The organism is Capnocytophaga ochracea DSM 7271 (genome assembly GCF_000023285.1).
GTDB lineage: Bacteria > Bacteroidota > Bacteroidia > Flavobacteriales > Flavobacteriaceae > Capnocytophaga > Capnocytophaga ochracea.
The window spans coordinates 2,350,124-2,373,868 of the sequence record NC_013162.1 but is presented as its reverse complement, the minus strand read 5'-3'; the positions used below and the strand labels follow the sequence as shown (position 1 = coordinate 2,373,868).

Genomic DNA, 23,745 nt, shown 5'->3' with positions numbered 1-23,745 from the left:
AACAACCTTCATTTGTTTTTCAGTATCTGCTTTTTGTTATTTTACAACACTTCCGCAACTACAAACGTGCTTCCACCAACAAATATAAAGTCAGTGGGAAGCGCTTGTGCCTTAGCGGCATTTAAGGCTTCTGCTACTGAAGAATATCTCTCCCCTTGGAGTCCTTTTGCAGTAGCAATTTTCTTTAATGTATCTACATTAAGTCCTCTTGCAATAGCAGGACTGCAAAAATAATAGGTAGCTTCTTTTGGGAAAAGCTCTAAAACACTATTTACATCTTTTTCTTTTACAAAACCTACTACAATATGAAGATGTGTATAGGTTTGCTTTTTGAGTTGTTCCATCACATAAGTAAGTCCGCCCACATTATGTCCTGTATCACATACGATAGTAGGGTAGGAGCCAAGGGTTTGCCAACGACCTTTCAGGTTTGTATTGTGCACCACGTGTAAAAGTCCTTGTGCAATATTCTCCGGAGTAATATCCCACCCCTGGTGGATAAGCAATTCGGTAACGGCTATTACTCCTTTGATGTTTTTCTCTTGATAAGCACCTTGAAGGTCGGTTGTAAGAGAAGTTTCTATGTGATTGGCAAAAATAATAGGAGCATTCATTTCTTTAGCTTTTGCTGTGAAGACGGGAGCTGTCTCCTCTTGATATTCACTGATTACTACAGGCACATTTTGTTTGATAATACCAGCTTTTTCAAAAGCTATTTTAGGTAAAGTATCTCCTAAAATATCAGTATGGTCTTTAGAGATATTGGTAATAAGAGAAACTTCGGGAGTGATAATATTAGTGGAGTCAAAACGTCCTCCTAAACCTACTTCTATCACAGCGATATCTACTTTTTCATTCTCGAAATAGCTGAACGCCATTCCCACTGTCATTTCGAAGAATGAGAGGTGATATTCTTCCAAAAAAGGTCTGTTTTTAGCTATAAAACTTACCACATAGTCTTCGGGTATTTCCTTCCCATTAATTTTGATACGTTCTCGGAAGTCTTTGAGGTGTGGAGAAGTGTACAATCCTACCTTATATCCTGCCTCTTGTAGGATAGAAGCGAGCATACTGCTGGAAGAACCCTTTCCGTTAGTGCCTGCGATATGCAAACTTTTGAATTTTGTTTGAGGGTTTCCTAACACCGAAGTAAAGGCGAGGATATTATCTAATTTGTTGTTCAAAGCAGTTTTACCTTGTGTTTGAAACATTGGTAAGCGGTTGAACATCCACGAAAGTGTTTCTTGATAATTCAATGTTAAAGATAATTTTAGTTGTTGTACAATCAAAAATGAGATAATCAGTTATACTATAACCATTATCTCATCCTTGTTAATTATTAATTACCAATTATTAATTGATTTCTTATTCTCCGAGTTTAAAGTTGATAACAATAAAACCTACTTGACGTGCAGGAGCATTATCATCGGCGTTCCAGCGGTGCATAGCAGCTGTTTTTCGAGCAGCTTCCAGCAAACACTGAGCAGAGTTAGTAGTTCCTTTCACACCAGCAGTAGCTTTTACTACTTTACCACTACGGTCTACTTCTATTTGTACTACTACGCGTCCTTCTTCATTACAATTTTGAGGTACTTTACCTTGTGAAGCTATAGTACGACCTTTCAATCCCCAACCTTTGCCAGTGCCATTACCACCTCCTGAGCCATAATAAGAATTAGCGTACTGACTACCATCTATCTGTCCCTGATAACCAGGTTGGTTGCCATCTCCTTGTCCTGAGATACCACTACCACCTGCATTGGCAGCTCCCAATATATTTGATAACGCATCCGAAGTTTCCCGTGAAGGTTTAGGAGCAGGTTTGGGACTCTCTTTTGGAGTATCTTTTTTAGGTGTTTCTTTCTTTTTTTCTTTCTTTTTCGGTACTTCGGGTACAGAAACTTCTTCGTTGTTATCTTGAGCCAAAAGGTTTTCCTTTACTTCTTGTGAAGTACTCTGTTCTGGTTGTGTTTGAGGAGGCGTTTTAGTTTCTTCCTGTTTAGCAGCACTTGGCGGAGGAGTGCGCTCGCCCATTCCTACCAAATCGACTCCATAAATAACCTCTACACCTTTTTCGGGCGGTGGGTCTAAGTACTTCATTCCTGCAAAAAACAGTATGAAGATTACTAAACACATCACAACCGTAGTGAGTGCTAAGGATTTACGTTTATGTTCTGTATCGAATAAATTCATATACCTTTCTATTTTGGACGAACAGCCAAAATCACCTTAAATTGGTTTTGGTTTGCCACATCCATCACTGTTACCGCATTTTCAATAGGCACACTTTCCTCTACACGCAAAATGATAGTAGGATTTTCTACTCCATTGAGCGCTGATTTGAGCTCTGTATCGAGATTATCTACTGAAATAGGTTTCTTGTCAAGAAAATAGTTTAAATCTTTATCAATGCTTACTGAAACGTTTTGTGTATTAGTGCTTTTACCTTTAGCTTTAGGCAATAACAAATCAAGTGCATTGGGGCTGTTGGCAGTAATCATAAAGAATATTAACAACAGGAACACAATGTCCGTCATAGACGACATACTGAACTCAGGACTTATCTTATTTCTACCTTTTAATTTCATAATTAGATGAGAGTAGTTTTTTAAGACCTATAGAGGTTCGTTTAACAAGTCTAAGAATTCAACAGCATTGGCTTCCATTAGGTGTACCACCTTATCAGTTTTTACTACTAAGTGGTTGTAGCCTACATAAGCAATAATTCCTACTATAAGCCCTGCTACGGTAGTTGCCATCGCGGTATAGATACCACTTGCTAACGACCCCATCTCTGCTTGACCGCCTGCTGAAGCCATTTCGTGGAATGACATAATCATACCAACAACTGTGCCTAAGAATCCAATCATAGGTCCTGCTCCTGCAATAGTAGCGAGAATAGCCGTGTTCTTTTCAAGATTGTAGACCTCTAAAGTGCCTGCATTTTCAATAGCTTTATTGATATCTTCAAGAGGTTTACCTATACGAGAGACCCCTTTTTCAATAAGGCGTGCTACGGGAGTATTCGATTGTACACAAAGCATTTTAGCAGCATCTAAGCGCCCAGCTGAGATACAATCACGTATTTTATACATAAAAGTTTTATCCATCTTAGAAGCTGCCTTAATAGCAAAAAGGCGTTCAAAATAGAGGAAAAGAGCTACAGCGAGCATCACAAATAAGATACCAATAATAATGATACTGCCCATACCACCATCTAGAATCAGTTCCATTATAGAAAGGGTTTTCTCTTGTACTGCGACGGGAGCAGTGTCGGTTGCAGTAGTTGCAACGTCTACAGAAGTTTGTAATCCTAACATATTATTTTTGTTTTTCTGTTTAAAAATATCGCAAAAGTAAGAAATAATTATCAATAGACAATTATTAATTAATAATTAACAATTTAGAAAATTATAAATACTTGATAATCATTTGTTATTTAAATAAATAATTAACAAAAAAAGCTACTCAGTATTGAGTAGCTTTTGTGGACTCTACTGGATTCGAACCAGTGACCCTCTGCTTGTAAGGCAGATGCTCTGAACCAGCTGAGCTAAGAATCCTTTTTAATTATGAAAACAACAATAAAATCCGAGTTTTGGTGGGTCCTACTGGATTCGAACCAGTGACCCTCTGCTTGTAAGGCAGATGCTCTGAACCAGCTGAGCTAAGAACCCCAAAATTACAATGATAGAAATTTTTTAATTTTAACCTAAGTGGGTCCTACTGGATTCGAACCAGTGACCCTCTGCTTGTAAGGCAGATGCTCTGAACCAGCTGAGCTAAGAACCCTTACGTTTAATTCGGGTGCAAAGGTACTACTTTTTTTTAACTCTCCAAATTTTTTGGTGAAAAAAAAGTGGAAAAAGATTACAATGTAGTAAGCATCACCTCTTCAGCTCCCTATGAAATGTATGTCCAGAGGTTCTTATAGCGTTGTAACTGATAGAGCGTGTGGGCTATGCGTTGGTTTTGGGGCAACTCTAAATTAGGGTCGGCTTTCAGGAGGTCGATAGCTTGAAAGCGTGCTGCTTTTAGTATATCTTGGTCTTTTACAAGGTCGGCTATTTTTAGAGCGAGCACTCCACTTTGTTGCGTACCCATTAGGTCACCAGGACCACGCAATTTTAGGTCTACTTCAGCGATTTCAAAACCGTCGTTAGTACGCACCATCGTTTCCATACGCGTACAAGTATCGTTACTCATTTTGTTGCCTGTGAGTAATATACAATAACTCTGTTCACTGCCACGACCTACACGTCCTCTCAACTGGTGTAGTTGTGAGAGTCCAAAGCGCTCAGCACTCTCAATTACCATTACGGAGGCATTGGGCACATTTACCCCTACTTCTATCACGGTGGTAGCCACCATTATTTGTGTTTCATTACGTAGGAAGCGATCCATTTCAGCATCTTTTTCAGCTGGTTTCAGTCTACCGTGTACCATAGAGACCTTATATTTTGGCAAAGGGAAGCTTGCCGTGATATAATCATAGCCTTCGGTAAGGTTCTTAAAATCTAACGCTTCCGATTCTTCTATAAGTGGATATACTACATAAGCTTGTCGTCCTTTATCTATCTCTTTTTTAATAAATTCATAAGTTTCTGCACGGTGGTTTTCAAACTGATGTAGAGTTTTAATAGGCTTACGTCCAGGGGGGAGTTCATCTATTATCGAAATATCTAAATCACCATATACACTCATCGCTAAAGTGCGTGGGATAGGGGTGGCGGTCATTACTAAGATATGAGGCGGAATAGTGTTTTTATGCCATAACTTCGAGCGCTGTTCTACCCCAAATCGGTGTTGCTCATCGATAATGGCGAGTCCTAAGTTTCTGAACTGTACTTTGTTTTCCAAAAGAGCGTGAGTGCCTATAAGGATAGAAAGCTCTCCAGACTGTAATTGTTCGTCTAACATTTTGCGTTCTTTAGTTTTAGACGAACCTGTGAGCAGTGCTACAGTTACTCCTGTTTCTTTTAGTAGTTCACTAATGTTTTGGTAATGCTGATTGGCGAGAATTTCGGTAGGTGCCATCAAGCAGGCTTGACAACCATTATCTACCGCTAAAAGCATCGTCATTAGGGCTACGATGGTTTTACCAGAGCCTACATCGCCTTGCAACAGGCGGTTCATTTGGACATTTGAGCCCACATCGGCGCGTATTTCTTTCAATACTCGTTTTTGGGCATCGGTAAGCGGAAAAGGCAAATGATGGTTATAGAAGTTCATAAAAGCATCGCCTACATTCTTGAAAGGTTGTCCTTGGAACTTCTGTTTGTGCAGAAGATTCTTGCGTACCAATTGCACTTGTATGTAGAAAAGCTCTTCAAATTTGAGTCGTACAGAGGCTTTAGTAAGCAAAGTTTGATTTGTAGGGAAGTGGATATTGCGCATTGCCTCCTGCTTGGAGATGAGGTTCATAGAAACGAGTATGTTATCCGGTAAATTCTCGGCAAAGCTATTGCCTACTTCTTCAAAAACTGTTTGTACTAATTGGCGCATCACTCTATTGGTAATGTTGCGTTTAGCTAATTTTTCGGTAGAGGGATATACGGGCTGAATACTGCTGTGTCCTGCCTTCTTGAATTCGCTGAGCAAGTCCATTTCGGGGTGAGGCATAGAGAAAGTACCTCCAAAGAAATTCAGTTTGCCAAAAATCACATAAGGTTCGTTGATTTTTAGGGATTCACGTAACCATTTGAGTCCTTTGAACCACACGAGCTCCATAGTGCCCGTATCGTCTACAAAGGTAGCAACAAGACGAGTACCTTTTTGGTGAGCCGACTCTACTGTGCGTAGGTTTACTATCTTGCCTACGAGTTGCACCTCGGCATTATTGTTCTGCAATTCGTTGATTTTGTAAAACTTGGTACGGTCGATATACCTATTGGGGAACAGGTTCAGCAAATCTTGATACTCATAGATACTGAGCTCTGTTTTCAGGAGTTCAGCCCGCTGATTGCCTACGCCACGCAGGTAGTTGATGGGAGTATGTAGGATATTCTCTGGAATCATAAGAGCAAAAGTAATAAAAAAATACAAACATCAAGCTCACGTTATTTAATTCTTGTTTATAAAAACCACCTCAAATATCTTACTCCAATTCTTACCCGTGATGAAGAAAGTATTACGCCTAGCGTGATAAGCAATGCCATTAAGAACATCTAAATCAGGAGTTTGTTCTACTTTTTCTTTTAATCCTCGTACATCTACAACGCCTTCTATAGCACCATTATTGGGGTTGATAATCATAATACCATCTTTTAGATAAGTATTAGCATATATTTTCCCGTCTACAAATTCTAATTCGTTAGCATTGGTAAAAATAGATTTATTAGTACATAGTTGTAAACTGTCTACTTCTTCAAAAGTGTTAGGATTGAGTATCCAAATCTTTTCTGAACCATCACTTTTGTAAAGTTTATCACTACCGTTATGACAGAGCCCCCAACCTTCTTTACTTTTATTGTAAGAGAATGTTTTTAACAATTTTAGCTGAGCATCATATACGAATCCTATATTTTCTCTCCAAGTGAGTTGGATTATTTTATTTCTAAAAACGGTAGCTCCTTCACCAAAATACATTGCTTGTAAAGGTACATTTTTGTACATTTCGCCCGTAAAAGGATTCCATTTGCGTATGGAAGATTCTCGGTATTGTCCTGTGCTTTCTACTAAAGTATCACCTATAAATTCTAAACCTTGAGTATAAGCCTGTTTGTCGTGGGGATATTCATTTAGTATTTTATAAGTATACAGTTTAGGAGCTTGTCCTGCCAAAAGTAAAATTTCTTTTCGTACTTTATAAACTTCTCCTTTATCAGTATATACAGTTACTTCTAAAGGCTGTTTACCTAACATTAGGTTTTCAAGTACTATGTTCTCATTAGTAACAACAAGCTCTTGGTGATGAAACTGATAGCTAATCTTTACTATTTTACCTTCAAATTTAGGATTCACAACTTTTATCTGTAAAGCTTCTCCTATGTGGTATTCCTTCTTTTTAGGATACAGTTCTATATTGAAAGCGTCTTGCTTAGGTGGATTTGCATTTTTGCAAGCTCCTATTAATAAGAAACTTAATATGCAAATTAACTGTTGTAATTTCATTCTATCGTTTACTTTGAAAAATATAAGTAATAGTTCCTGTTTGCTCTTTTTTGCCTGTTACAGCATTAAATCTGGCTCTGCTAGCATATAGTAATGAGTTTTCTATAAGGCAATCATCATTGGTAGTTGAATTCATTTTGTCAAGAGCTGTTCTAATAACTCTTCCTGCTTCATCAACTGTAATAATAATCACTACTTGCCCTTCTTTTTCACAAGTAAATACAGGGTTAGGTATATTTCCTGTCCTGCCAGATAAGGCATATTTTACTAAAGTATTCTTATTTACTTTATTATCAGATGAAATTTTAGTTGTTTTTTGAAGAGTATTATCGTCCGATATTACTAAGTTAGACGACATTTTATTATTACTCACCAAGTCTTCTTTAGCACTTTCCATCTCTTTAGAAGCACGCTCTGCCATTATTTCGTCTAAAGTTTTAAAATTCTCAGTATGACGTAAGTCAGCATCGGCTTGATTATAAGCATTAGTAGTCAGTTTCGCATTCATAGCTTGAGAAAGATCAGGCGCTTCAGTTTGTTCCTCTAATTTTGGAGGTTCATAAGGTAAATCATCTGGAGTGAGTGCCATTTCAATCATTATTTCTTTCTCTCTACTGCTAAGTTGTATCACCATAAGGGTTACTATCGTACCGAAAAGTATCAGTAAAGTAAGCATAATTGCCTTATCAGTATTTGAAAACATCGATAGAAAGTAGCGAAACTCATATTTGATTCCTGAGGTCTTTTTTTTCTTTTTTCGAGGAAAAATGGCTTCTATATTAAGGTCGGAAGTATGTCGCTGTTTTTGTTGTTTGTTAAGGTGTTCTCGCTCTCGCTCTTCATACACTTCATTAATAGATTTTTTCCTATTGTTTTGTGTGTTCAAAGTAGATTCTTTTCGAGCGAAATGGTCATTAAGAGTTGTTTTATTCTTATCGATAAATCGCTCGAATACAGTAGTGAGAATAATAGGTTTTGTTTGCATTTTTGGAATATGTATGTTTATAAATTCATCAGGCGTTAAGGCATCATTTACCGAGAAATCACCTATCTTAGTGCGTCGCAATGCAGATAGATAGCCACCAGATCCTAAGGCTTTACCAAAGTCGTTTGCCAAGGAGCGTATGTAGGTGCCTTTGCTACATACCACCTCAAATTGCAACTTAGGAAACTGACTTGCATCTATATTGAAACTGTAAATATAGATAGTGCGCTGAGGAACTTCTATTTCTTTGCCGTCGCGGGCAAATTCGTAGAGCCGTTTGCCTTCTTTCTTGATAGCCGAAAATACAGGAGGCGTTTGCGTGAGTTCCCCTATAAACTGCATTCGCACTTGTTCTATCAGTTCAGGAGTGATATGGTCAGTAGGGTAGTGGGCATTAATTTCGGTTTCCTTATCGTAGGAAGGAGTAGTAGCCCCTACGGTAATAGTGCCTGTATAAGTTTTTACAGCGTCTTGTATTTCGGTAATCTTCTTAGTAAATTTGCCCGTACAAATCACCAATAAACCAGAGGCAAGCGGGTCTAATGTTCCTGCGTGCCCTATCTTTATCTTCTTGAGCTTATAGTGTTTGAGTATTGCCCATTTGATTTTGTTCACTGCTTGAAACGACGACCATTGCAGGGGCTTATCGATAAGCAAGATACGACCTTCTCTAAGTTCTTCTGGAGTTATCATACTATTCACTTTTCTCTTCCGTAGTATTTTTCCCCTATTCGTATTTTCTCTCTTCCGTTGGCTACTCGCCATTTGTTAGCATCGCGCAACGAGAAAGCACAACCGCAGTACTCTTGTTGGTAGAATTTCTCGTTTTTACAGATTTCCATATTGCAGGCAGCACCTCCGTTTTTGCGCCAATTGTAGTCCCAATAGGTAAGTCCCTCGTACTTATTGGCAGCATTTTTACCTGCTTCATTCACTTGGTTGAGGTCTTTCCAACGAGAGATGCCCAGTGAGGTCGCAATGGTATCGAAACCGTTTTCGTAAGCATATAAAGCCGTACGCTCCATACGCATATCAAAGCACATTGCACAACGGCTACCGCGTTCGGGTTCAAATTCCATACCTTTAGCACGCGTATACCAGTTATCGGTGTCGTATTCGGCATCTACAATAGGTACGCCACACTTTTCGGCAAAGCGTATATTTTCCTCTTTGCGAATTTCGTATTCTTTTTGAGGGTGAATATTAGGGTTGTAAAAAAATATAGTAAACTCTATCCCCGATGCCTGAATAGATAGTATAATAGAGCCCGAGCAAGGCGCACAACAAGTGTGTAACAAGAGCTTTTTGCCATTATTGGGCAATACGAGATTCTTGTGGACTAATTCCATAGTATTTTTATTGTTTCCTTATCAGAGGGCAAAAATACAAAGAAATAGTAATATATCAAGATTCTGGTGGGTACATTTGTTTGAGAGCGTTCACATATACCTCTGCACCTTTACGTTTAAAGCCTTCATTTTCATAAAGCTTAATAGCTGCTTCGTTAGTAGGCGAGGTAAAGAGTAATATTTCTCCTAAGCCCAATTCTTTGCCTTTGGCGATAAGAAGTTGTATGAGCTGAGTGCCTATTTTTTTTCCACGTGCCATCTCGTCTACCACCACATCTTCTATCCAACCTTTATAGCCCGAAATCACTCTGTAGATAGCCATAGAAGCCATTCCGTGTAGGCGTCCATCTTCTATATAACCCACTACATAAGGTGCTTTAGTTTTGTCTTGAAAAAGGTCAGATAGTCGTTGTTGGTAGCGCCTGCTCAACAGTGAAAAAAGTCTGTGAGCGTCATCTTCAATGGTTGGTGTAATGTTGCTTTTATTTAAAAATGTAATCATATTATTTAGTTGTTAGTCATTAGTTTACTAGTTTTTAATCACCATATTCTGCCAAAGTTTTAAACTTGTACAAAGTTGATATACCTATTACTTCTCACACTTGTCATTTCTCTTGCTCCTTTTCATTACTACTCATTTACCACTTATCATTTACCATTAAGCATTAATTTCATCTTCTGTTGTAATTCCTCAGCTTTTTCACCTGCTACTTTGGCAAAGTCTTCGCCCTTAGAAGCGTAAATAATGCCTCTTGACGAGTTGATAAGCAGTCCGTAGTGGTCGTTCAAACCATACTTACATACCTCTTCCAAGCTACCTCCCTGAGCACCTACTCCTGGTACTAACAAGAAATGTTTAGGTATAATTTTACGTATTTCCTTTAGGTATTCCGCCTTGGTTGCGCCTACTACGTACATCAGGTTTTGGCTGTTTTGCCAAGTGAGTGAGGTACGTAATACCTTTTTGTACAGCTCTTCATCGTTGAGTTTTTGCGTTTGGAAGTCAAAAGCTCCTTCATTAGAAGTTAGTGCTAAGAGAATGGTTTGTTTGTTCTCAAAAGCTAAAAAAGGCTCTACCGAATCCCTTCCCATATAGGGGGCTACTGTCACGCTATCGAATTGCATATCTTCAAAAAAAGCTTTGGCATACATACTTGAAGTGTTGCCTATATCCCCGCGTTTGGCATCGGCAATAGTGAAAATCTCAGGGTGGTGACAGTTCAGATAATCAATCGTCTTTTTTAAGGCGCGCCAACCTTTTTCGCCGTGTGCTTCGTAGAAAGCTGTATTGGGTTTGTAGGCTACCGCAAAAGCGTGGGTAGCCTCTATAATCGCCTTGTTGAACGCGAACAGCGGGTCTTCCTCTTCAAGCAAGTGAGGAGGAATTTTAGCCATATCGGTATCCAAGCCCACACATAACAGCGATTGTTTAGCTTCGATTTGCTGTATGAGTTGCTTAGTAGTCATTTTCTTCTATACGGGCGATTTCTCGTTCGTAGAAAGCGATAGCTTCTTCTATAAGGTTCTCGCTTTCAGCTTCTAACTCTTTGGTGTCTTCTTCGTCGAATTCTTCAAGCCATTCTACTTCATCGTTGTCTAAGTTCAGCACGAAGCGCGGATACTCTAAATGCACCACGAACATAGCGTCGGGCATATCGGTGTTGTCACCTAAAATAAATTTTGGGAAGTTACTCATTTCAATTCTTTTATTAGTTCAATAGCTTTAGCTACCCCTGTTGAAGCAACGTCTTTAATTACAGTGATTTTATCTTTACTACTGATGCTTGGACGTGGGTCTATATAATACATAGGTGTATCTTTCTTGGCACAGTTCATCAATCCAGCAGCGGGGTACACTTGTAATGAAGTACCTACAATAACCACTATATCGGCAGTTTCTACCTCTTCGGCAGCCTTTACAATCATTGGTACATCTTCGCCAAACCACACGATGTGAGGTCGTAATTGTGCTCCACTGGGGCTCAGGTCGCCCACTTTAATGTCGTCAGTACAGTCGTAGAGCGTATAGGGGTCATCTACTCCCCGCATTTTTAGCAGTTCTCCGTGTAAGTGAATAATGTGATGGCTACCCGCACGTTCGTGCAAGTCATCTACATTTTGAGTGATGATCACCACGTCGTACTCTTTTTCCAACTCGGCTAATAATAAGTGAGCGGGGTTAGGTTGCACATTTTTCACCTGTTTGCGCAAGCCGTTGTAGAAGTTCAATACAAGTTCAGGGTCTTTCTCAAAACCATAAGGTGTTGCCACTTGTTCTATATCGTGACCTTCCCACAAGCCATCGGCATCTCGAAAAGTCTTTACACCACTTTCAGCACTAATCCCTGCCCCCGTGAGGACTACTATTTTCTTCTTTTTCATATTGGTAATGTTAGTTATAGTCTTGTCAGAGAATTAATTTGCGCTTTCGTGCGCTTTGCACCTTGCCAAAGTTTTAAATTGCCCGTCGTGCTACGACTTTTGGCAAAGTAGAAGTTTACCAATTTCCTCCTTCTTATCTCTACTTTAGCATCAACTTAACTTCACTTTTCCTTCGTTCATTGTTCGTCTTTTGTTCGTCTTTTGTTCGTCTTTTGTTCGTCTTTTGTTCGTCTTTTGTTCGTCTTTTGTTCGTCTTTTGTTCGTCTTTTGTTCGTCTTTTGTTCGTCTTTTGTTCGTCTTTTGTTCGTCTTTTGTTCGTCTTTTGTTCGTCTTTTGTTCGTCTTTTGTTCGTCTTTTGTTCGTCTTTTGTTCGTCTTTCCTATAAGCTTTCTATAAGCTTCTCCCAAATTAAACATTAATCATTAACCATTAATCATTAAATAAGGTTTCTATGCTAATTAACTCATCTACTAATAAATAAAAAAAGTCCCTTTCAACCGAAAGGGACTTTTTTACTGCAATTACTTTTTGTTTACTGCTTCAGATAATTCAGCCCCTGCTTTGAATTTTACAACTTTCTTAGCAGGTACTTTAATTACTGCACCAGTACGAGGGTTGCGAGCCTCTCTGGCTTCTTTTTTAGCAACTGACCAAGAACCGAATCCTACGACAGCTACTTTGTCACCTTTTTTTAGAGCCTTTTCAACACTTGAAAAGAACGCTTCAACAGCTTTTTTAGAGTCGGTTTTTGTAAGTCCAGACCCTGCTGCAATTGCATCAATTAATTCTGATTTGTTCATATGATAACTTATAAATACAGTTAATAAGGACAAAGGTAGTAATATATTTCTTCATAGCAAGTATAAAACAAGAAAAAATACGATTTTTAGTAAAAAATTAACATTTTAGGTGCTTTTTTAGCGCTTTTTTTTGGCTCGTTAAACCTTTTTTTCTACTTTTGCACTCTCAAAATAAAGTTAAGAAAGTTCTTACAAATTATGCTTACAAGACGACATATTAGGGCAAAAGTAATGCAATCAATTTATGCAATGCGTCAGAGCCAAAGTCAGGATTTAGACAAAGAATTGAAGTTCTTGCAAAACAGTGCTGATGAAATGCGACACCTATATCTATTAATATTATCACTTTTCATTGAACTGCATTCTTTGGCAACTCATCAACACAAAGTAGCTCAGAAAAAATATTTGGCTACTACTGAAGAAAGAACAGTACATCAAAAATTCTCTGAAAACCTTTTGCTCTTAGCCATTGTTCATAATACATTATTACAAGAAGCTATTGCTGATGCACGTATAAATCATTGGGAAATACACGAAGAGTATGTGCGTACTATATATAAAAACATTGTAGAAAGTGAGCTTTATAAGAAATACAACAAACAAAAGAGCAGTTTTGAAGCTGATAAATCTTTTTTAATGACTATTTTTGAAGAAATTATAGCTCCCGATGAGACAATGTATGAATATATTGAAGATTATAATCTCACTTGGGTAGATGATTATCCCATTGTGAATACCTATATAAGTAGGTTATTTAGAGAAGTGCTCCCCACCTCACCTGATAAATATTTTGTTCCTTCACTTTATAAAGATGAAGAAGAAAAAGATTTTCTTACAGGGTTACTAAAAAAAGCAGTGCTCAATGATAGTAAGTGGGAGGATGAAATTATTACTAGAATGACAGGTTGGGAGAAAGATCGTGTGGCTGTAATAGATAGTATATTGTTAAAAATGGCTGTTTGTGAAATGCTTAGTTTTCCTAGTATTCCAGTGAAAGTAACACTTAATGAATATTTAGAACTTGCCAAGGAATATTCTACTACTAAAAGTAGTGCGTTTATTAATGGTGTAATGAAAAATGTACATAAAGAACTCGAAGAAAAACAACAAATAAAAAAGATAGGAAGAGGACTTTTATAATTGAAAGCCAAAAGCTAAAAGTTCCTAATTACAATTTTCTAAAATAACTAAAAACTAATAATTAAATTAATAAATATGCAACAATTGATGAACAGTGGTTTACTACCTCTTATATTGATAATCTTAGTATTCTACTTTTTTATGATTCGTCCGCAAGTAAGACGACAAAAACAAGAAAAAAACTTTATTGAAGGAATGAAAAGAGGGGATAAAGTAATTACTAAAAGTGGTATGCACGGACGCATTGTAGAACTTACTGATGATACTTGTGTCTTAGAAACACTTTCAGGAAAAATCAAATTTGAACGTTCTGCTATTTCTATGGAACTGTCAGCTAAATTAAAAGACGACAAGAAAGAAATTCAAGACAAGAAAGAATCGTAATCATAGAAAGAACCAAAAAGGAGAGCGTATCTATTGCAATAGATACGCTCTCCTCTTATTGTGATATTTGCAAAATTCTAATTCGTAGAAAATAATTTTGCAAAGAAACTCTTGCGTTGCATCATAGTTTCTTCTTCGTGATGTTCTTCACTAAATATATCATCAGAAATTTCATAGTCTCCAATGTTAGTATCAGTGTGAGGCATATTAGGGATAGGATCAAAGTGAATTTCTCGCTTGCTTTCGTCCATAATATCCATAATATATTCAATATATGATTTGCCTTGTTTTTCTAAAAAGCCCTTAAAATAACGATTACTGAGCTCCATATCTCCTATTTTTTCAAGTTTAAGGAGCGTTTGATATAAAGGCTCAATATGCTCTGTAATTACATACTTAGGTACTGAATGCTGACGCGCCATAATAGTAACAACATCCCCAATAATATTCCTGCCTACTTCAAAATCGGTAATTACCCAATAATACTTACCCGATTTAGCTAAGTTTTTAATAATAGCGTGAAAGTTTCTCCCCGCCAAAATATTATCCCAAGTAATCTTAAATATGATTTTAGGCATATCGGGGTGACGAATGATGCTATGTGGTTTTCCTAATAATTCAACCGCAGGATAACCACAAACGTCTATAAATGTTTGATTTACGTCAGTAATAGCACCCAACTTATCAGTAGTACTGATAATAGTTTTTGTTTTATCCCACACTACTTCTTCATCAATAGGTATAGGTCTAGTAATTAGTTCTGACATAAGATTTCCTTTTATACTTAACGCTACAAAAGTACAAAAGTTATCTGAAAGAACAAAATATTTTAGATAAAATTGTACTACTATTTTGTTTTAAATATAACAATTCTTTTTAACACGTTGATTTGTAGTAATTAACAGCTATATTTCTACTTTTCTATATCTTCTTATTTTTAATAGTTTTTGCTTTCCCATACATTTAATTTTTATTATTTTAGCCATTCAAGTAATATAAAAGTATAACTGTATGTTAAAAAATTATCCTAAGAAGCTGATTTTATTATATTGTTAAAAACTTTGTTAATAACTTATTTTGGATAGAGGGTGAAATTAGAATATAAAGCTGTTACTTTGCACCCCGAAAATAAAAAGTTATGAACGAAGAAAAAGACATTTGGTGGCTCAATGAAGAGTCTGAACAAATCCTCAATAGAGGCTATTTACTAAAAGGAGAAAGCGTAGAAGGTGCGATAGACCGCATTACAAGTGCTGCTGCACATAGGCTTTATAAACCCGAATTACAGCCTGCTTTCAAAGAAATGATTACTAAAGGTTGGATTAGTTTTTCATCTCCTATTTGGGCAAATATGGGTACTGAAAGAGGTTTGCCTATTTCTTGTTTCAATGTGCACGTACCTGATAGCATCGAGGGGATTACTCATAAACTTGGAGAGGTGATTATGCAAACCAAAATAGGGGGAGGTACTTCTGGTTATTTTGGCGAATTGCGTAGTCGCGGTTCTGCAGTTACCGATAATGGTAAATCAAGTGGGGCGGTTAGTTTTATGAAGTTGTTCGATTCAGCTATGGACGTTGTATCACAAGGAGGAGTAAGGCGCGGTGCTTTTGCTGCTTATTTAGATATAGACCATCCTGATGCCGAAGAGTTTCTACAAATTAAAGATGTAGAATTCCCTATTCAGAATCTTTTCTTTGGTATTTGTGTACCTGATTATTGGATGCAAGAAATGATAGATGGTGATGTAGAAAAACGTCGCCTATGGGCTCGTGTCTTGGAGTCTCGCCAGCAAAAAGGTTTACCTTACATTATCTTTACGGATAATGCCAATCGTAATCGCCCTCAAGTGTATAAAGATAAGGATATGCTCATTCGTTCAAGTAACTTGTGCAGTGAGATTATGTTACCTTCTAGTGAAGATGAATCGTTTATTTGCTGTCTTTCTTCTATGAACTTAGAGCTCTTTGATGAGTGGAAAGATACCAAAGCAGTAAAGTTAGCGGTATTCTTTTTAGATGCGGTACTTTCAGAGTTTATAGAAAAAACAAAGGGTAATTACTATTTACAGGCAGCTCGCAATTTTGCTATTCGTCATCGTGCTTTAGGTTTGGGTGTATTAGGATATCATTCTTACTTGCAACGCAATATGATACCTTTTGAGAGCTTTGAGGCAACACAGTTCAATGCCCGTGCTTTTAGATACATTCGTGAAGAAGCTGATAAGGCAACTAAAGAGTTAGCTCATATTTATGGAGAACCAGAAATTTTAAAAGGATATGGTAGACGAAATACTACTACTATGGCAATCGCTCCTACCACTTCCAGTTCGGCTATTTTAGGACAGGTATCACCAGGTATCGAACCTTATTCGAGCAATTACTATAAAGTAGGGCTTTCTAAAGGGAACTTTATGCGCAAAAATAAGTATCTCACTCAACTTTTGGAGGAAAAAGGTCTTAATAATGAAGAGGTATGGCGTTCTATTCGTTTGAATAATGGCTCTGTACAACACTTGCAAGAGTTATCTCAATTAGAGAAGAATGTGTTTAAAACTTTTAAAGAGATTTCACCGATGGAAATTATATCACAAGCGGCACAGCGTCAAGCGTACATTGACCAAACGCAGAGTTTGAACTTAAATATTCCTTCAGCGATGCCTATTCGCGATGTGAATAAAGTGCTTATTGAGGCTTGGAAATTAGGAGTTAAAAGTTTGTATTATCAGCGCAGTCAATCAGTAGCAAAAGAAATGATGATGAATTTTGTAAACTGTAGTAGTTGTGAAGCTTAATACATTTGATTATAAAGTCTTAGAGATTAAATAACATATTGTATAATATAAAATAAGTCCGATATTTGTATCGGACTTATTTTGTTTTCTATATTATTCTTCTTTACGCGGTGCGTTCAAATTCTTTAAGTACATCTACTAATACTTGTACGCTTTGTAAAGGCAAAGCATTGTAGATAGAAGCGCGATAGCCTCCTACACTGCGGTGTCCTTTTATTCCACTGATATTGGCTTCTTTACACAAAGCGTCAAAGCGTTCTTTGGTGCTTTCGTCAGTGAGGTTGAACACTACATTCATTAGGGAGCGGTCTTCTTTATTAGCATACCCCACTACTAATGGATTGCGGTCGATTTCTCCGTAAAGCAAATCGGCTTTAGCTCGGTTGCGTTTGCCTAAGGCTTGTAATCCACCTTGTGCTTGTATCCATTCGAGTACTAATAGGTTTACATATACTGCAAAAGTAGAAGGTGTATTGAACATACTATCGTTTTTAATATGCAACTGGTAGTCCATCATCGAAGGCAGTTTACGGCTTACCTTGCCCAATAAATCCTTCTTTACAATCACTAAGGTAGACCCTGAAGCTCCTAAATTCTTCTGTGAACCCGCATAAATCAAACTAAACTGCTTGTAGTCTAACGGACGTGAGAAAATATCAGAACTCATATCGGCTACCAAAGGGACGCTCGTTTGAGGTAAACTGTGGTACTCGGTACCGTAAATCGTATTATTGGTAGTGATGTGCAGATAATCGATATCAGTAGGGACAGTCACATTTTTTGGAATATACTTATACCCATCGGCTTTAGAAGAGGCTATCACTTCGGCATTGCCAAAGAGAGCAGCTTCCTTTTGTGCTTTGTTAGCCCAAGTACCTGTATCTATATAAGCAGCTTTGGTTTCGAGGAGGTTGTATGGCACCATCAAAAATTGCATACTAGCTCCTCCTTGCAAGAAGAGTGTAGTGTACGAATCGTCCAATCCAGCGATTTCCAATGCCAATGCACGAGCGCGTTCTATCACGCGTACAAACTCTGGACTGCGGTGTGATATTTCTATTACAGATAAGCCAGTCCCCTCAAAATCTAATAAGGCTTTAGAGGCTTTTTGGAATACCTCAGGTGCTAAGATAGAGGGGCCTGCGCTAAAATTATGCTTTTTCATTTTCCTTATGCTCTGTTTTATATTTTACGATAAAATCTTCTACTTGGCGTTTCAAGATACGCCATAACTTATCTTGTGCGTATTCGCTCGCCCAAGCCACGTGAGGAGTGTAAATCACACGAGGGTGGTTGGCTATTTTTAGTAGAGGGTCGTTAGCCATTGGTGGTTCTTCTTCAAACACATCGGTAGCAAAGCCCATTATACGATTGCTTTCTATAGCTTCATATACCGCCTGAGGGTCTACTATAGCTCCACGAGCCATATTGATAATTAATGGTTTTTTACGCAATTTAGAGATGAAATCTTCATCTACTAAATGCTTAGTCTCAGGAGTAAGCGGACAGTTAAGCGAGATGATATCACTCTGTGCCAATACCTTGTCGAACTCAGTATATTCTTTACTACGTGGTGCTTTACCTTGGCGTTCAGCCCATAGCACTTTCATACCAAAGGCTTCAGCTACTTTACTAATAGCTTTCCCTATGTTGCCTACTCCTATAATCCCTAAGGTTTTGGTATGCAATTCAAACACCGGTGGCTCAGTAAGGCAAAAACGACCATCTTTTTCCCAAGTACCATCTTCTACACTTGTGTGATAGGTTTTTAGGGCACGCATAGCCGATAGTAACAACAAGAAGAAGTGTTCTGTTACACTTTCAGTAGAGTAACCCGCTACGTTTTTCACTTCTATACCCAAGGCTTTCGCAGCCTCTTTATCGATATTATCCATACCCGTAGCAGTAAGGTGAATGAGCTTAAGGTTAGGCAACTGCCTAAGGATACTCTCATCGAGTTTCACCTTGTTCACGATAGCTATATCAGCAGGTTTGAGACGTTGAACAATTTCATCGGGAGCTGTTTTTTGGAAGGCTACCCATTGGGCTATCCCTTTCGGGATATCTACATCTATGCGCTCAGAGAGCGTGTTGCGGTCTAAAAATACGGCTTTCATATAATATATTATTAATTCTTTTTTATCTACATAGTTAAGAGAGTAGGGGAGAGCCCTGCTCTTTTTGTTAGAGCGTATACCTTACATACTCTGCCCTCGCATACTTTATCTGTATATAATCAATGTAAAACTAAGTTTTTTAATTAACCGTTAATCATTAACTATTAAATCCTGATACCAGCAGGAAGTATGTCTTTACACTCCTTATTACGCTTAAAAAAAGCAATAGCCACAGGACAAACGGGCACCACTCTATATTTTTTCTCAGCTACTAAGGCTATTACCCCTTTAAAGAATTCATCAATGAGCGCTTCGTCCGTCGTTTCAGGTAGCAATGTTTTGGTAAAGAATATCTTACGCTCCTGAATAGCGTATTCTACAAAGGCAAGTTCACCGTTGATTTTGGCTTGGTATTGACGTGAAAATTCGCTGTCTATTACTTCCATTGTACTATGTTTTTAATTAGTAATATTCGTTATTTGACAAAAATGTTGTACTTTTGCTTCTGTCTAGATAAGAGATAAGAAGTAAGAAATGAGCGTTATACCTCATTCACATACCTAACTATCGTTAGTTTTTACTTTTTACCTATAACCTGTTACTCATTTAAAATTTGGTGCAAAGTTACTTATTTTTCGTAAAAAAGCAATATCAAATGAATATAAAAGATAATCTTTCTATTTATTTAATGCCTGGAATGGCTGCCAGCCCTAAGATTTTCGAGCGTTTGCAATTCCCCAACAATTTCCGTGTGCACTTACTCGACTGGATTACTCCCGAAAAGGAAGAAAGTCTAGCTCACTATGCAGGACGTATTGCAGTAGCAATTACCGAGCCTTCTCCTGTGCTCTTAGGGGTGTCATTTGGAGGAATTATTGTACAAGAGATAGCTAAACAACTGAACGATTATCGAAAAATAGTCCTCATTTCCAGCGTAAAAACACAGTACGAACTGCCTAAAAAAATGCTCTTGGCACGCTATACAAACCTGCATAAGCTATTGCCCACTCGTACTATCAGCGATTTGGAGTTTTGGAAAAGATTTTCTTTTTCTGAACTGATGACCAAACGAATAGCTCTATACGAGAAATATATAGGAATGCGCTCCCCTGCCTATCTCGATTGGTCAATAGACCGCATAGTGAATTGGCAACAAAAAGAACCTTTACCCCACACAGTTCACATTCACGGAGATAAAGATCCTGTTTTTCCTATTCAGTACATAAAAAATGCTATTGTAGTAAAAAATGGTACTCATATTATGATTATCAATCGGTATAAATGGTTTAATGAAAACCTTTTAAATATATTGCAGTCAAATTAGAAAAGTACAAGATTAAAAGAGTCTTGCTATTTTTTCTGCAAACGAATCTAAACATAGATGTCTAATATTCAATATTCAAATAACTTTCCTTTGCCTTAGGTTCGTTATTCCTTCGTTCATAGTTCGTCTTTTGTTCGTTGTAGAGCCACTGTAGAGCCACTGTAGAGCCACTGTAGAGCCACTGTAGAGCCACTGTAGAGCCACTGTAGAGCCACTGTAGAGCCACTGTAGAGCCACTGTAGAGCCACTGTAGAGCCACTGTAGAACCTCTTGTTGTTCGTCTTATAATTATTCACCCGTGTAGCTTGTTCCGTCATTCGTACCTCGTCATTAGTTTGATATTATTGGCATTACGGTATTAGCGAATCTATATTTTTTTCTTTTCTCTTTTCACTTTCCACTTTTTTTTATACCTTTGCCCCGTTTTTACAGAAAATGGCAATATCTCTCATTCAAAAATACAATGTAGCTGGACCTCGCTATACTAGCTATCCTACTGTTCCCTATTGGGATAGTAGTACTTTTTCTACTGAAAAATGGTTAGAGAGCTTACGAAAATCCTATGCTGAGAGCAATAGTACCGAAGGGATTAGCCTATACATTCATTTGCCTTTCTGTGAGAGTCTTTGTACTTTCTGTGGTTGTCATAAACGCATTACTAAGCGTCACGAAATGGAAGCCCCTTATATAGAGGCAATACTTAAAGAATGGCAGTTATACACTGATTTTTTGAAAGAACGTCCTCGTATTAAGGAAATACACTTAGGGGGAGGTACGCCTACCTTTTTTGAACCTTTGCAGTTGCGTCGTTTGATAGAAGGTATTTTTGAACGTGCTGATAAAGCTGATGCTCACGAATTTAGTTTTGAAGGTCATCCTAATAATACCACTGAAACTCACCTACAAACGCTTTACGACTTAGGTTTTAGGCGCGTGAGTTATGGCGTACAAGATTATTCGCCTAAGATACAAAAAGCCATTCACCGCATTCAACCTTTTGAGAATGTAAAGCGTGTTACCCAGCAAGCCAGAGCTATCGGCTATACCTCTGTAAGCCACGATTTGGTCTTTGGTTTACCGTTTCAAACCTTAGACGATGTACTCTTTACCATTGATAGGAGTAACACTCTTCGTCCCGACCGTATTGCTTTTTATAGCTATGCGCACGTACCTTGGATAAAAGGCAGTGGGCAACGTGGTTTTAAAGATGAAGATGTACCCACAGGCGAAGTAAAGCGAGAGCTATATGAAGTAGGAAAACAATACTTATTGAAAGCAGGATATGCCGAAATAGGAATGGATCACTTTGCTTTACCTACTGATAGTATGTATAAGGCTTTCAAAAATCATCAATTGCATCGCAACTTTATGGGCTATACAGCCTCCAAAACCCAAGTGATGATAGGCTTAGGAATGTCTTCAATCAGCGATAGTTGGTACGGTTTTGCCCAAAACGAGAAAGATTTAGATGCTTATTATGCACGTCTTGAGAAGAATGAAATACCCGTGTGTAAAGGGCATATTCTCAATAGAGAAGATTTAATTATTAGGCGTCATATTCTCAACTTGATGTGTCAGTTTACTACTTCTTGGAACGACGAATCTCTTCAGTTTCCTGAAATAACAGAAGTAATAACACATCTACAAGAGATGCAAAACGATGGTTTACTGCATATAGCAGGTAATCATATAGAAGTCCCCGATGAGGGAAAACCTTTTATTAGAAATATCTGTATGGCTTTTGATTTGCACTTGCAACGCAAAATGCCTAATACCAAAATATTTAGTATGACTGTGTAAAGTTATACTTAACCATCATAGTGATTGAGTTTTTTAGTTAGTGATGAAAAGGGACAGTTGTGAAATTCGTCCCTTTTCTTTTTGTATTTTCGAAAAAAGTATTATTTTTGCCCCGAATTAAGTAACAAATTATTTTTATAAACTTAAAATGAATCATTATGGGATTTTTAAAAGAATTTAAAGAATTTGCCGTAAAAGGTAACGTAGTAGATTTAGCCATCGGGGTTATCATCGGGGCTGCTTTTGGTGCTATCGTATCATCATTAGTGTCTGATGTTATTACCCCTTTGTTATTAACACCTGCTTTGAAAGCTACGGGTGCTGAACACTTAGAAGGTTTGGTATGGAATGGAGTAGCTTATGGTAAGTTTCTTGCCGCTGTAATTAACTTCTTCTGTATTGCACTTGTATTGTTTATGCTTCTAAAAGGTATCAACAAGCTAAACAAACAGAAAAAAGAAGAAGAGGCTCCTGCTACACCAGCTGGTCCTACTCAAGAAGAGTTACTTACTGAGATTAGAGATTTATTGAAAAATAAATAAGAAGAATTTCGTGTAACCGCAACACTACACATTTCAACAATTGTTTAACTAAACCACGCTTTTTAGAGCGTGGTTTTTTATTTCAGAAGAATTATCTTATCCGTTAAGAGCGTTTACATTAATATAAGGGTTTTGTAGCTTATCTTTTAAGATGACTTCAATTCCCTTTTTTAAGGTTAGGGTAGAGGAGGGGCAACCACTACAAGCTCCTTGCAGTATTACCTCTACGTAATGCGTTTCTGGATTGTACGAAATAAACTGAATATTTCCTCCGTCAGAAGCTACAGCAGGCTTTACAAACTCATCTATAATAGCTATAATTTGTTTTGATACCTCATCGGTAGTAACCATAGAGAGTAGTCTTTCTTGTGTTGCTTGCTGATGTCGTTTAATTTCAGAAGAAGAAATAAGTATGTGTCCTTCTGAAAGATAATTCTTAATAAATTCTCGTATATTAGAAGTAACCATTGCCCACTCTTTGTTATCTTTTTTAGTAACTGAAATATAGTTATCATCAAAAAATACCTCCTCAATAAAAGGAAACTGAGTAAAAAGAGCTTTAGCCATAGGAGCCTCATCAGTCTCCTCTATATGCTTATATTCTATAATAGTAGGAACAAGACGTTTATTGGCTACAAACTTCATTACCGAAGGGTTAGGTGTTGTTTCAGTATATACGGAAATAACCTTCTTTTGTTCACCCTCAGTGCTTACAATTTCTCTCCCTGACTGTAAATAAAGCAATACTTGCTGTGCCACTTCTTCTTGTACGTCTTTCCATTCTATAATTGGAAATCGTTTTAACGCAATAAAATTACTCGAGATATATACTGTCTTTACAAAAGGAAGGTAAAACAGCTCTTTTGCTAAGGGTGAGTTTTTAGCTTCATCAATATTTTTATACTCGTAACTACCTTTTACTAAGGCTTTATTCGCCTCCAATTTAATAATATCAGGACTCGAAGTAGGCTGTACAGATAGAGTAATATCAGTCATTTATTTTTTAGATTTAAGA

The 23,745-nt window shown here is 37.5% G+C and carries 26 protein-coding genes and 3 tRNA genes; 6 read left to right on the top strand and 23 right to left on the bottom strand.

Annotated features, from left to right (window positions below):
• Positions 1-41 precede the first annotated feature (41 nt).
• The 17 genes from COCH_RS10020 to COCH_RS09940 all read right to left on the bottom strand — a co-directional run bounded on the left by COCH_RS10020 (position 42) and on the right by COCH_RS09940 (position 12,641).
• Complete coding sequence (locus tag COCH_RS10020) at positions 42-1,256, bottom strand: bifunctional folylpolyglutamate synthase/dihydrofolate synthase (protein WP_015782976.1); 1,215 nt, start codon at positions 1,254-1,256, stop codon at positions 42-44.
• 109 nt (positions 1,257-1,365) lie between these two features.
• The gene (locus COCH_RS10015) at positions 1,366-2,193 is read right to left on the bottom strand and encodes an energy transducer TonB (protein ID WP_015782975.1); all 828 of its coding nucleotides are present in this window, start codon (positions 2,191-2,193) and stop codon (positions 1,366-1,368) included.
• An 8-nt stretch (positions 2,194-2,201) separates the two neighbouring features.
• On the bottom strand, positions 2,202-2,588 hold the full coding sequence (locus COCH_RS10010; protein ID WP_015782974.1) for an ExbD/TolR family protein: 387 nt from the start codon (positions 2,586-2,588) through the stop codon (positions 2,202-2,204).
• A gap of 27 nt (positions 2,589-2,615) precedes the next feature.
• Positions 2,616-3,320, bottom strand: a complete 705-nt coding sequence (locus COCH_RS10005) for a MotA/TolQ/ExbB proton channel family protein (protein ID WP_009422165.1) — start codon at positions 3,318-3,320, stop codon at positions 2,616-2,618.
• Between the two features lie 168 nt (positions 3,321-3,488).
• A tRNA-Val gene (locus COCH_RS10000) sits at positions 3,489-3,563 on the bottom strand.
• A 36-nt stretch (positions 3,564-3,599) separates the two neighbouring features.
• Positions 3,600-3,677 (bottom strand) — tRNA-Val (locus tag COCH_RS09995).
• Between the two features lie 40 nt (positions 3,678-3,717).
• Positions 3,718-3,792 (bottom strand) — tRNA-Val (locus COCH_RS09990).
• A 111-nt stretch (positions 3,793-3,903) separates the two neighbouring features.
• A complete protein-coding gene (gene recG / locus COCH_RS09985) occupies positions 3,904-6,018 on the bottom strand; it encodes an ATP-dependent DNA helicase RecG (protein WP_015782973.1) in 2,115 nt (704 codons plus the stop codon).
• 45 nt (positions 6,019-6,063) lie between these two features.
• Positions 6,064-7,113: a glutaminyl-peptide cyclotransferase gene (locus COCH_RS09980; protein ID WP_015782972.1), complete on the bottom strand. Its 1,050-nt coding sequence runs from the start codon at positions 7,111-7,113 to the stop codon at positions 6,064-6,066.
• A 1-nt stretch (position 7,114) separates the two neighbouring features.
• Positions 7,115-8,791: a tRNA pseudouridine(55) synthase TruB gene (truB, locus tag COCH_RS09975; protein ID WP_015782971.1), complete on the bottom strand. Its 1,677-nt coding sequence runs from the start codon at positions 8,789-8,791 to the stop codon at positions 7,115-7,117.
• Between the two features lie 5 nt (positions 8,792-8,796).
• Positions 8,797-9,447, bottom strand: a complete 651-nt coding sequence (locus tag COCH_RS09970; RefSeq protein WP_015782970.1) for an epoxyqueuosine reductase QueH — start codon at positions 9,445-9,447, stop codon at positions 8,797-8,799.
• A 55-nt stretch (positions 9,448-9,502) separates the two neighbouring features.
• Complete coding sequence (locus tag COCH_RS09965) at positions 9,503-9,949, bottom strand: GNAT family N-acetyltransferase (protein WP_002672071.1); 447 nt, start codon at positions 9,947-9,949, stop codon at positions 9,503-9,505.
• A gap of 146 nt (positions 9,950-10,095) precedes the next feature.
• On the bottom strand, positions 10,096-10,914 hold the full coding sequence (gene pyrF / locus COCH_RS09960; RefSeq protein WP_015782969.1) for an orotidine-5'-phosphate decarboxylase: 819 nt from the start codon (positions 10,912-10,914) through the stop codon (positions 10,096-10,098).
• Positions 10,904-11,143, bottom strand: a complete 240-nt coding sequence (locus tag COCH_RS09955) for a hypothetical protein (RefSeq protein ID WP_002672069.1) — start codon at positions 11,141-11,143, stop codon at positions 10,904-10,906. Before COCH_RS09955 ends, pyrF begins: the two co-directional genes overlap by 11 nt.
• Positions 11,140-11,829 carry an SIR2 family NAD-dependent protein deacylase gene (locus COCH_RS09950; protein WP_015782968.1) on the bottom strand — a complete coding sequence of 230 codons (690 nt, stop codon included), beginning with the start codon at positions 11,827-11,829 and terminating at the stop codon, positions 11,140-11,142. The genes COCH_RS09955 and COCH_RS09950 overlap by 4 nt, the downstream gene beginning before the upstream one ends.
• Positions 11,830-12,005: 176 nt before the next feature.
• Complete coding sequence (locus COCH_RS12220; RefSeq protein ID WP_041546837.1) at positions 12,006-12,245, bottom strand: hypothetical protein; 240 nt, start codon at positions 12,243-12,245, stop codon at positions 12,006-12,008.
• A gap of 105 nt (positions 12,246-12,350) precedes the next feature.
• Positions 12,351-12,641, bottom strand: coding sequence for an HU family DNA-binding protein (locus COCH_RS09940; protein ID WP_255346883.1), 291 nt, complete (start codon positions 12,639-12,641; stop codon positions 12,351-12,353).
• A 186-nt stretch (positions 12,642-12,827) separates the two neighbouring features.
• On the opposite strand from COCH_RS09940, the gene COCH_RS09935 reads away from it, so the two are divergent.
• Together COCH_RS09935 and yajC are read left to right on the top strand one after the other, a co-directional pair.
• A complete protein-coding gene (locus tag COCH_RS09935; protein WP_041546835.1) occupies positions 12,828-13,769 on the top strand; it encodes a transcription antitermination protein NusB in 942 nt (313 codons plus the stop codon).
• Positions 13,770-13,844: 75 nt separating this feature from the next.
• A complete protein-coding gene (yajC, locus tag COCH_RS09930; RefSeq protein ID WP_002672058.1) occupies positions 13,845-14,153 on the top strand; it encodes a preprotein translocase subunit YajC in 309 nt (102 codons plus the stop codon).
• A gap of 77 nt (positions 14,154-14,230) precedes the next feature.
• Here the strand turns inward: yajC and COCH_RS09925 are convergent, their stop codons facing one another.
• Positions 14,231-14,920, bottom strand: coding sequence for a PAS domain-containing protein (locus COCH_RS09925; protein WP_009419714.1), 690 nt, complete (start codon positions 14,918-14,920; stop codon positions 14,231-14,233).
• A gap of 371 nt (positions 14,921-15,291) precedes the next feature.
• On the opposite strand from COCH_RS09925, the gene COCH_RS09920 reads away from it, so the two are divergent.
• Positions 15,292-16,947 (top strand): ribonucleoside-diphosphate reductase subunit alpha, encoded by a 1,656-nt coding sequence (locus tag COCH_RS09920; protein ID WP_002672050.1) that lies wholly within the window; start codon positions 15,292-15,294, stop codon positions 16,945-16,947.
• Between the two features lie 103 nt (positions 16,948-17,050).
• Here the strand turns inward: COCH_RS09920 and serC are convergent, their stop codons facing one another.
• From serC to COCH_RS09905, 3 genes are all read right to left on the bottom strand, one after another.
• Positions 17,051-18,112, bottom strand: coding sequence for a 3-phosphoserine/phosphohydroxythreonine transaminase (gene serC, locus COCH_RS09915; protein ID WP_015782966.1), 1,062 nt, complete (start codon positions 18,110-18,112; stop codon positions 17,051-17,053).
• Positions 18,099-19,064, bottom strand: coding sequence for a D-2-hydroxyacid dehydrogenase (locus COCH_RS09910; protein ID WP_009419717.1), 966 nt, complete (start codon positions 19,062-19,064; stop codon positions 18,099-18,101). Before COCH_RS09910 ends, serC begins: the two co-directional genes overlap by 14 nt.
• A gap of 164 nt (positions 19,065-19,228) precedes the next feature.
• On the bottom strand, positions 19,229-19,510 hold the full coding sequence (locus COCH_RS09905; protein WP_002672042.1) for a GNAT family N-acetyltransferase: 282 nt from the start codon (positions 19,508-19,510) through the stop codon (positions 19,229-19,231).
• Between the two features lie 209 nt (positions 19,511-19,719).
• On the opposite strand from COCH_RS09905, the gene COCH_RS09900 reads away from it, so the two are divergent.
• On the top strand, positions 19,720-20,388 hold the full coding sequence (locus tag COCH_RS09900; RefSeq protein ID WP_009417152.1) for an alpha/beta fold hydrolase: 669 nt from the start codon (positions 19,720-19,722) through the stop codon (positions 20,386-20,388).
• 116 nt (positions 20,389-20,504) lie between these two features.
• Here the strand turns inward: COCH_RS09900 and COCH_RS11665 are convergent, their stop codons facing one another.
• On the bottom strand, positions 20,505-20,705 hold the full coding sequence (locus tag COCH_RS11665; protein ID WP_015782965.1) for a hypothetical protein: 201 nt from the start codon (positions 20,703-20,705) through the stop codon (positions 20,505-20,507).
• A gap of 118 nt (positions 20,706-20,823) precedes the next feature.
• On the opposite strand from COCH_RS11665, the gene hemN reads away from it, so the two are divergent.
• Both hemN and mscL read left to right on the top strand, forming a co-directional pair.
• Positions 20,824-22,188 carry an oxygen-independent coproporphyrinogen III oxidase gene (gene hemN / locus COCH_RS09895; protein WP_015782964.1) on the top strand — a complete coding sequence of 455 codons (1,365 nt, stop codon included), beginning with the start codon at positions 20,824-20,826 and terminating at the stop codon, positions 22,186-22,188.
• 158 nt (positions 22,189-22,346) lie between these two features.
• A complete protein-coding gene (gene mscL / locus COCH_RS09890; protein WP_009417159.1) occupies positions 22,347-22,730 on the top strand; it encodes a large conductance mechanosensitive channel protein MscL in 384 nt (127 codons plus the stop codon).
• A 96-nt stretch (positions 22,731-22,826) separates the two neighbouring features.
• On the opposite strand, the gene COCH_RS09885 is transcribed toward mscL, so the two are convergent.
• Positions 22,827-23,726: a NifU family protein gene (locus COCH_RS09885; RefSeq protein WP_015782963.1), complete on the bottom strand. Its 900-nt coding sequence runs from the start codon at positions 23,724-23,726 to the stop codon at positions 22,827-22,829.
• Positions 23,727-23,745 lie beyond the last annotated feature (19 nt).

What these genes read in the sequence shown, in the direction of transcription:
- COCH_RS10015 (WP_015782975.1), bottom strand. Translation starts at nt 2,193, where the DNA reads ATGAATTTATTCGATACAGAACATAAACGTAAATCCTTAGCACTCACT.
- COCH_RS10010 (WP_015782974.1), bottom strand. Translation starts at nt 2,588, where the DNA reads ATGAAATTAAAAGGTAGAAATAAGATAAGTCCTGAGTTCAGTATGTCG.
- COCH_RS10005 (WP_009422165.1), bottom strand. Translation starts at nt 3,320, where the DNA reads ATGTTAGGATTACAAACTTCTGTAGACGTTGCAACTACTGCAACCGAC.
- recG (WP_015782973.1), bottom strand. Translation starts at nt 6,018, where the DNA reads ATGATTCCAGAGAATATCCTACATACTCCCATCAACTACCTGCGTGGC.
- COCH_RS09980 (WP_015782972.1), bottom strand. Translation starts at nt 7,113, where the DNA reads ATGAAATTACAACAGTTAATTTGCATATTAAGTTTCTTATTAATAGGA.
- truB (WP_015782971.1), bottom strand. Translation starts at nt 8,791, where the DNA reads ATGATAACTCCAGAAGAACTTAGAGAAGGTCGTATCTTGCTTATCGAT.
- COCH_RS09970 (WP_015782970.1), bottom strand. Translation starts at nt 9,447, where the DNA reads ATGGAATTAGTCCACAAGAATCTCGTATTGCCCAATAATGGCAAAAAG.
- COCH_RS09965 (WP_002672071.1), bottom strand. Translation starts at nt 9,949, where the DNA reads ATGATTACATTTTTAAATAAAAGCAACATTACACCAACCATTGAAGAT.
- pyrF (WP_015782969.1), bottom strand. Translation starts at nt 10,914, where the DNA reads ATGACTACTAAGCAACTCATACAGCAAATCGAAGCTAAACAATCGCTG.
- COCH_RS09955 (WP_002672069.1), bottom strand. Translation starts at nt 11,143, where the DNA reads ATGAGTAACTTCCCAAAATTTATTTTAGGTGACAACACCGATATGCCC.
- COCH_RS09950 (WP_015782968.1), bottom strand. Translation starts at nt 11,829, where the DNA reads ATGAAAAAGAAGAAAATAGTAGTCCTCACGGGGGCAGGGATTAGTGCT.
- COCH_RS12220 (WP_041546837.1), bottom strand. Translation starts at nt 12,245, where the DNA reads ATGTTTAATTTGGGAGAAGCTTATAGAAAGCTTATAGGAAAGACGAAC.
- COCH_RS09935 (WP_041546835.1), top strand. Translation starts at nt 12,828, where the DNA reads ATGCTTACAAGACGACATATTAGGGCAAAAGTAATGCAATCAATTTAT.
- yajC (WP_002672058.1), top strand. Translation starts at nt 13,845, where the DNA reads ATGCAACAATTGATGAACAGTGGTTTACTACCTCTTATATTGATAATC.
- COCH_RS09925 (WP_009419714.1), bottom strand. Translation starts at nt 14,920, where the DNA reads ATGTCAGAACTAATTACTAGACCTATACCTATTGATGAAGAAGTAGTG.
- COCH_RS09920 (WP_002672050.1), top strand. Translation starts at nt 15,292, where the DNA reads ATGAACGAAGAAAAAGACATTTGGTGGCTCAATGAAGAGTCTGAACAA.
- serC (WP_015782966.1), bottom strand. Translation starts at nt 18,112, where the DNA reads ATGAAAAAGCATAATTTTAGCGCAGGCCCCTCTATCTTAGCACCTGAG.
- COCH_RS09910 (WP_009419717.1), bottom strand. Translation starts at nt 19,064, where the DNA reads ATGAAAGCCGTATTTTTAGACCGCAACACGCTCTCTGAGCGCATAGAT.
- COCH_RS09905 (WP_002672042.1), bottom strand. Translation starts at nt 19,510, where the DNA reads ATGGAAGTAATAGACAGCGAATTTTCACGTCAATACCAAGCCAAAATC.
- COCH_RS09900 (WP_009417152.1), top strand. Translation starts at nt 19,720, where the DNA reads ATGAATATAAAAGATAATCTTTCTATTTATTTAATGCCTGGAATGGCT.
- COCH_RS11665 (WP_015782965.1), bottom strand. Translation starts at nt 20,705, where the DNA reads ATGACGGAACAAGCTACACGGGTGAATAATTATAAGACGAACAACAAG.
- hemN (WP_015782964.1), top strand. Translation starts at nt 20,824, where the DNA reads ATGGCAATATCTCTCATTCAAAAATACAATGTAGCTGGACCTCGCTAT.
- mscL (WP_009417159.1), top strand. Translation starts at nt 22,347, where the DNA reads ATGGGATTTTTAAAAGAATTTAAAGAATTTGCCGTAAAAGGTAACGTA.
- COCH_RS09885 (WP_015782963.1), bottom strand. Translation starts at nt 23,726, where the DNA reads ATGACTGATATTACTCTATCTGTACAGCCTACTTCGAGTCCTGATATT.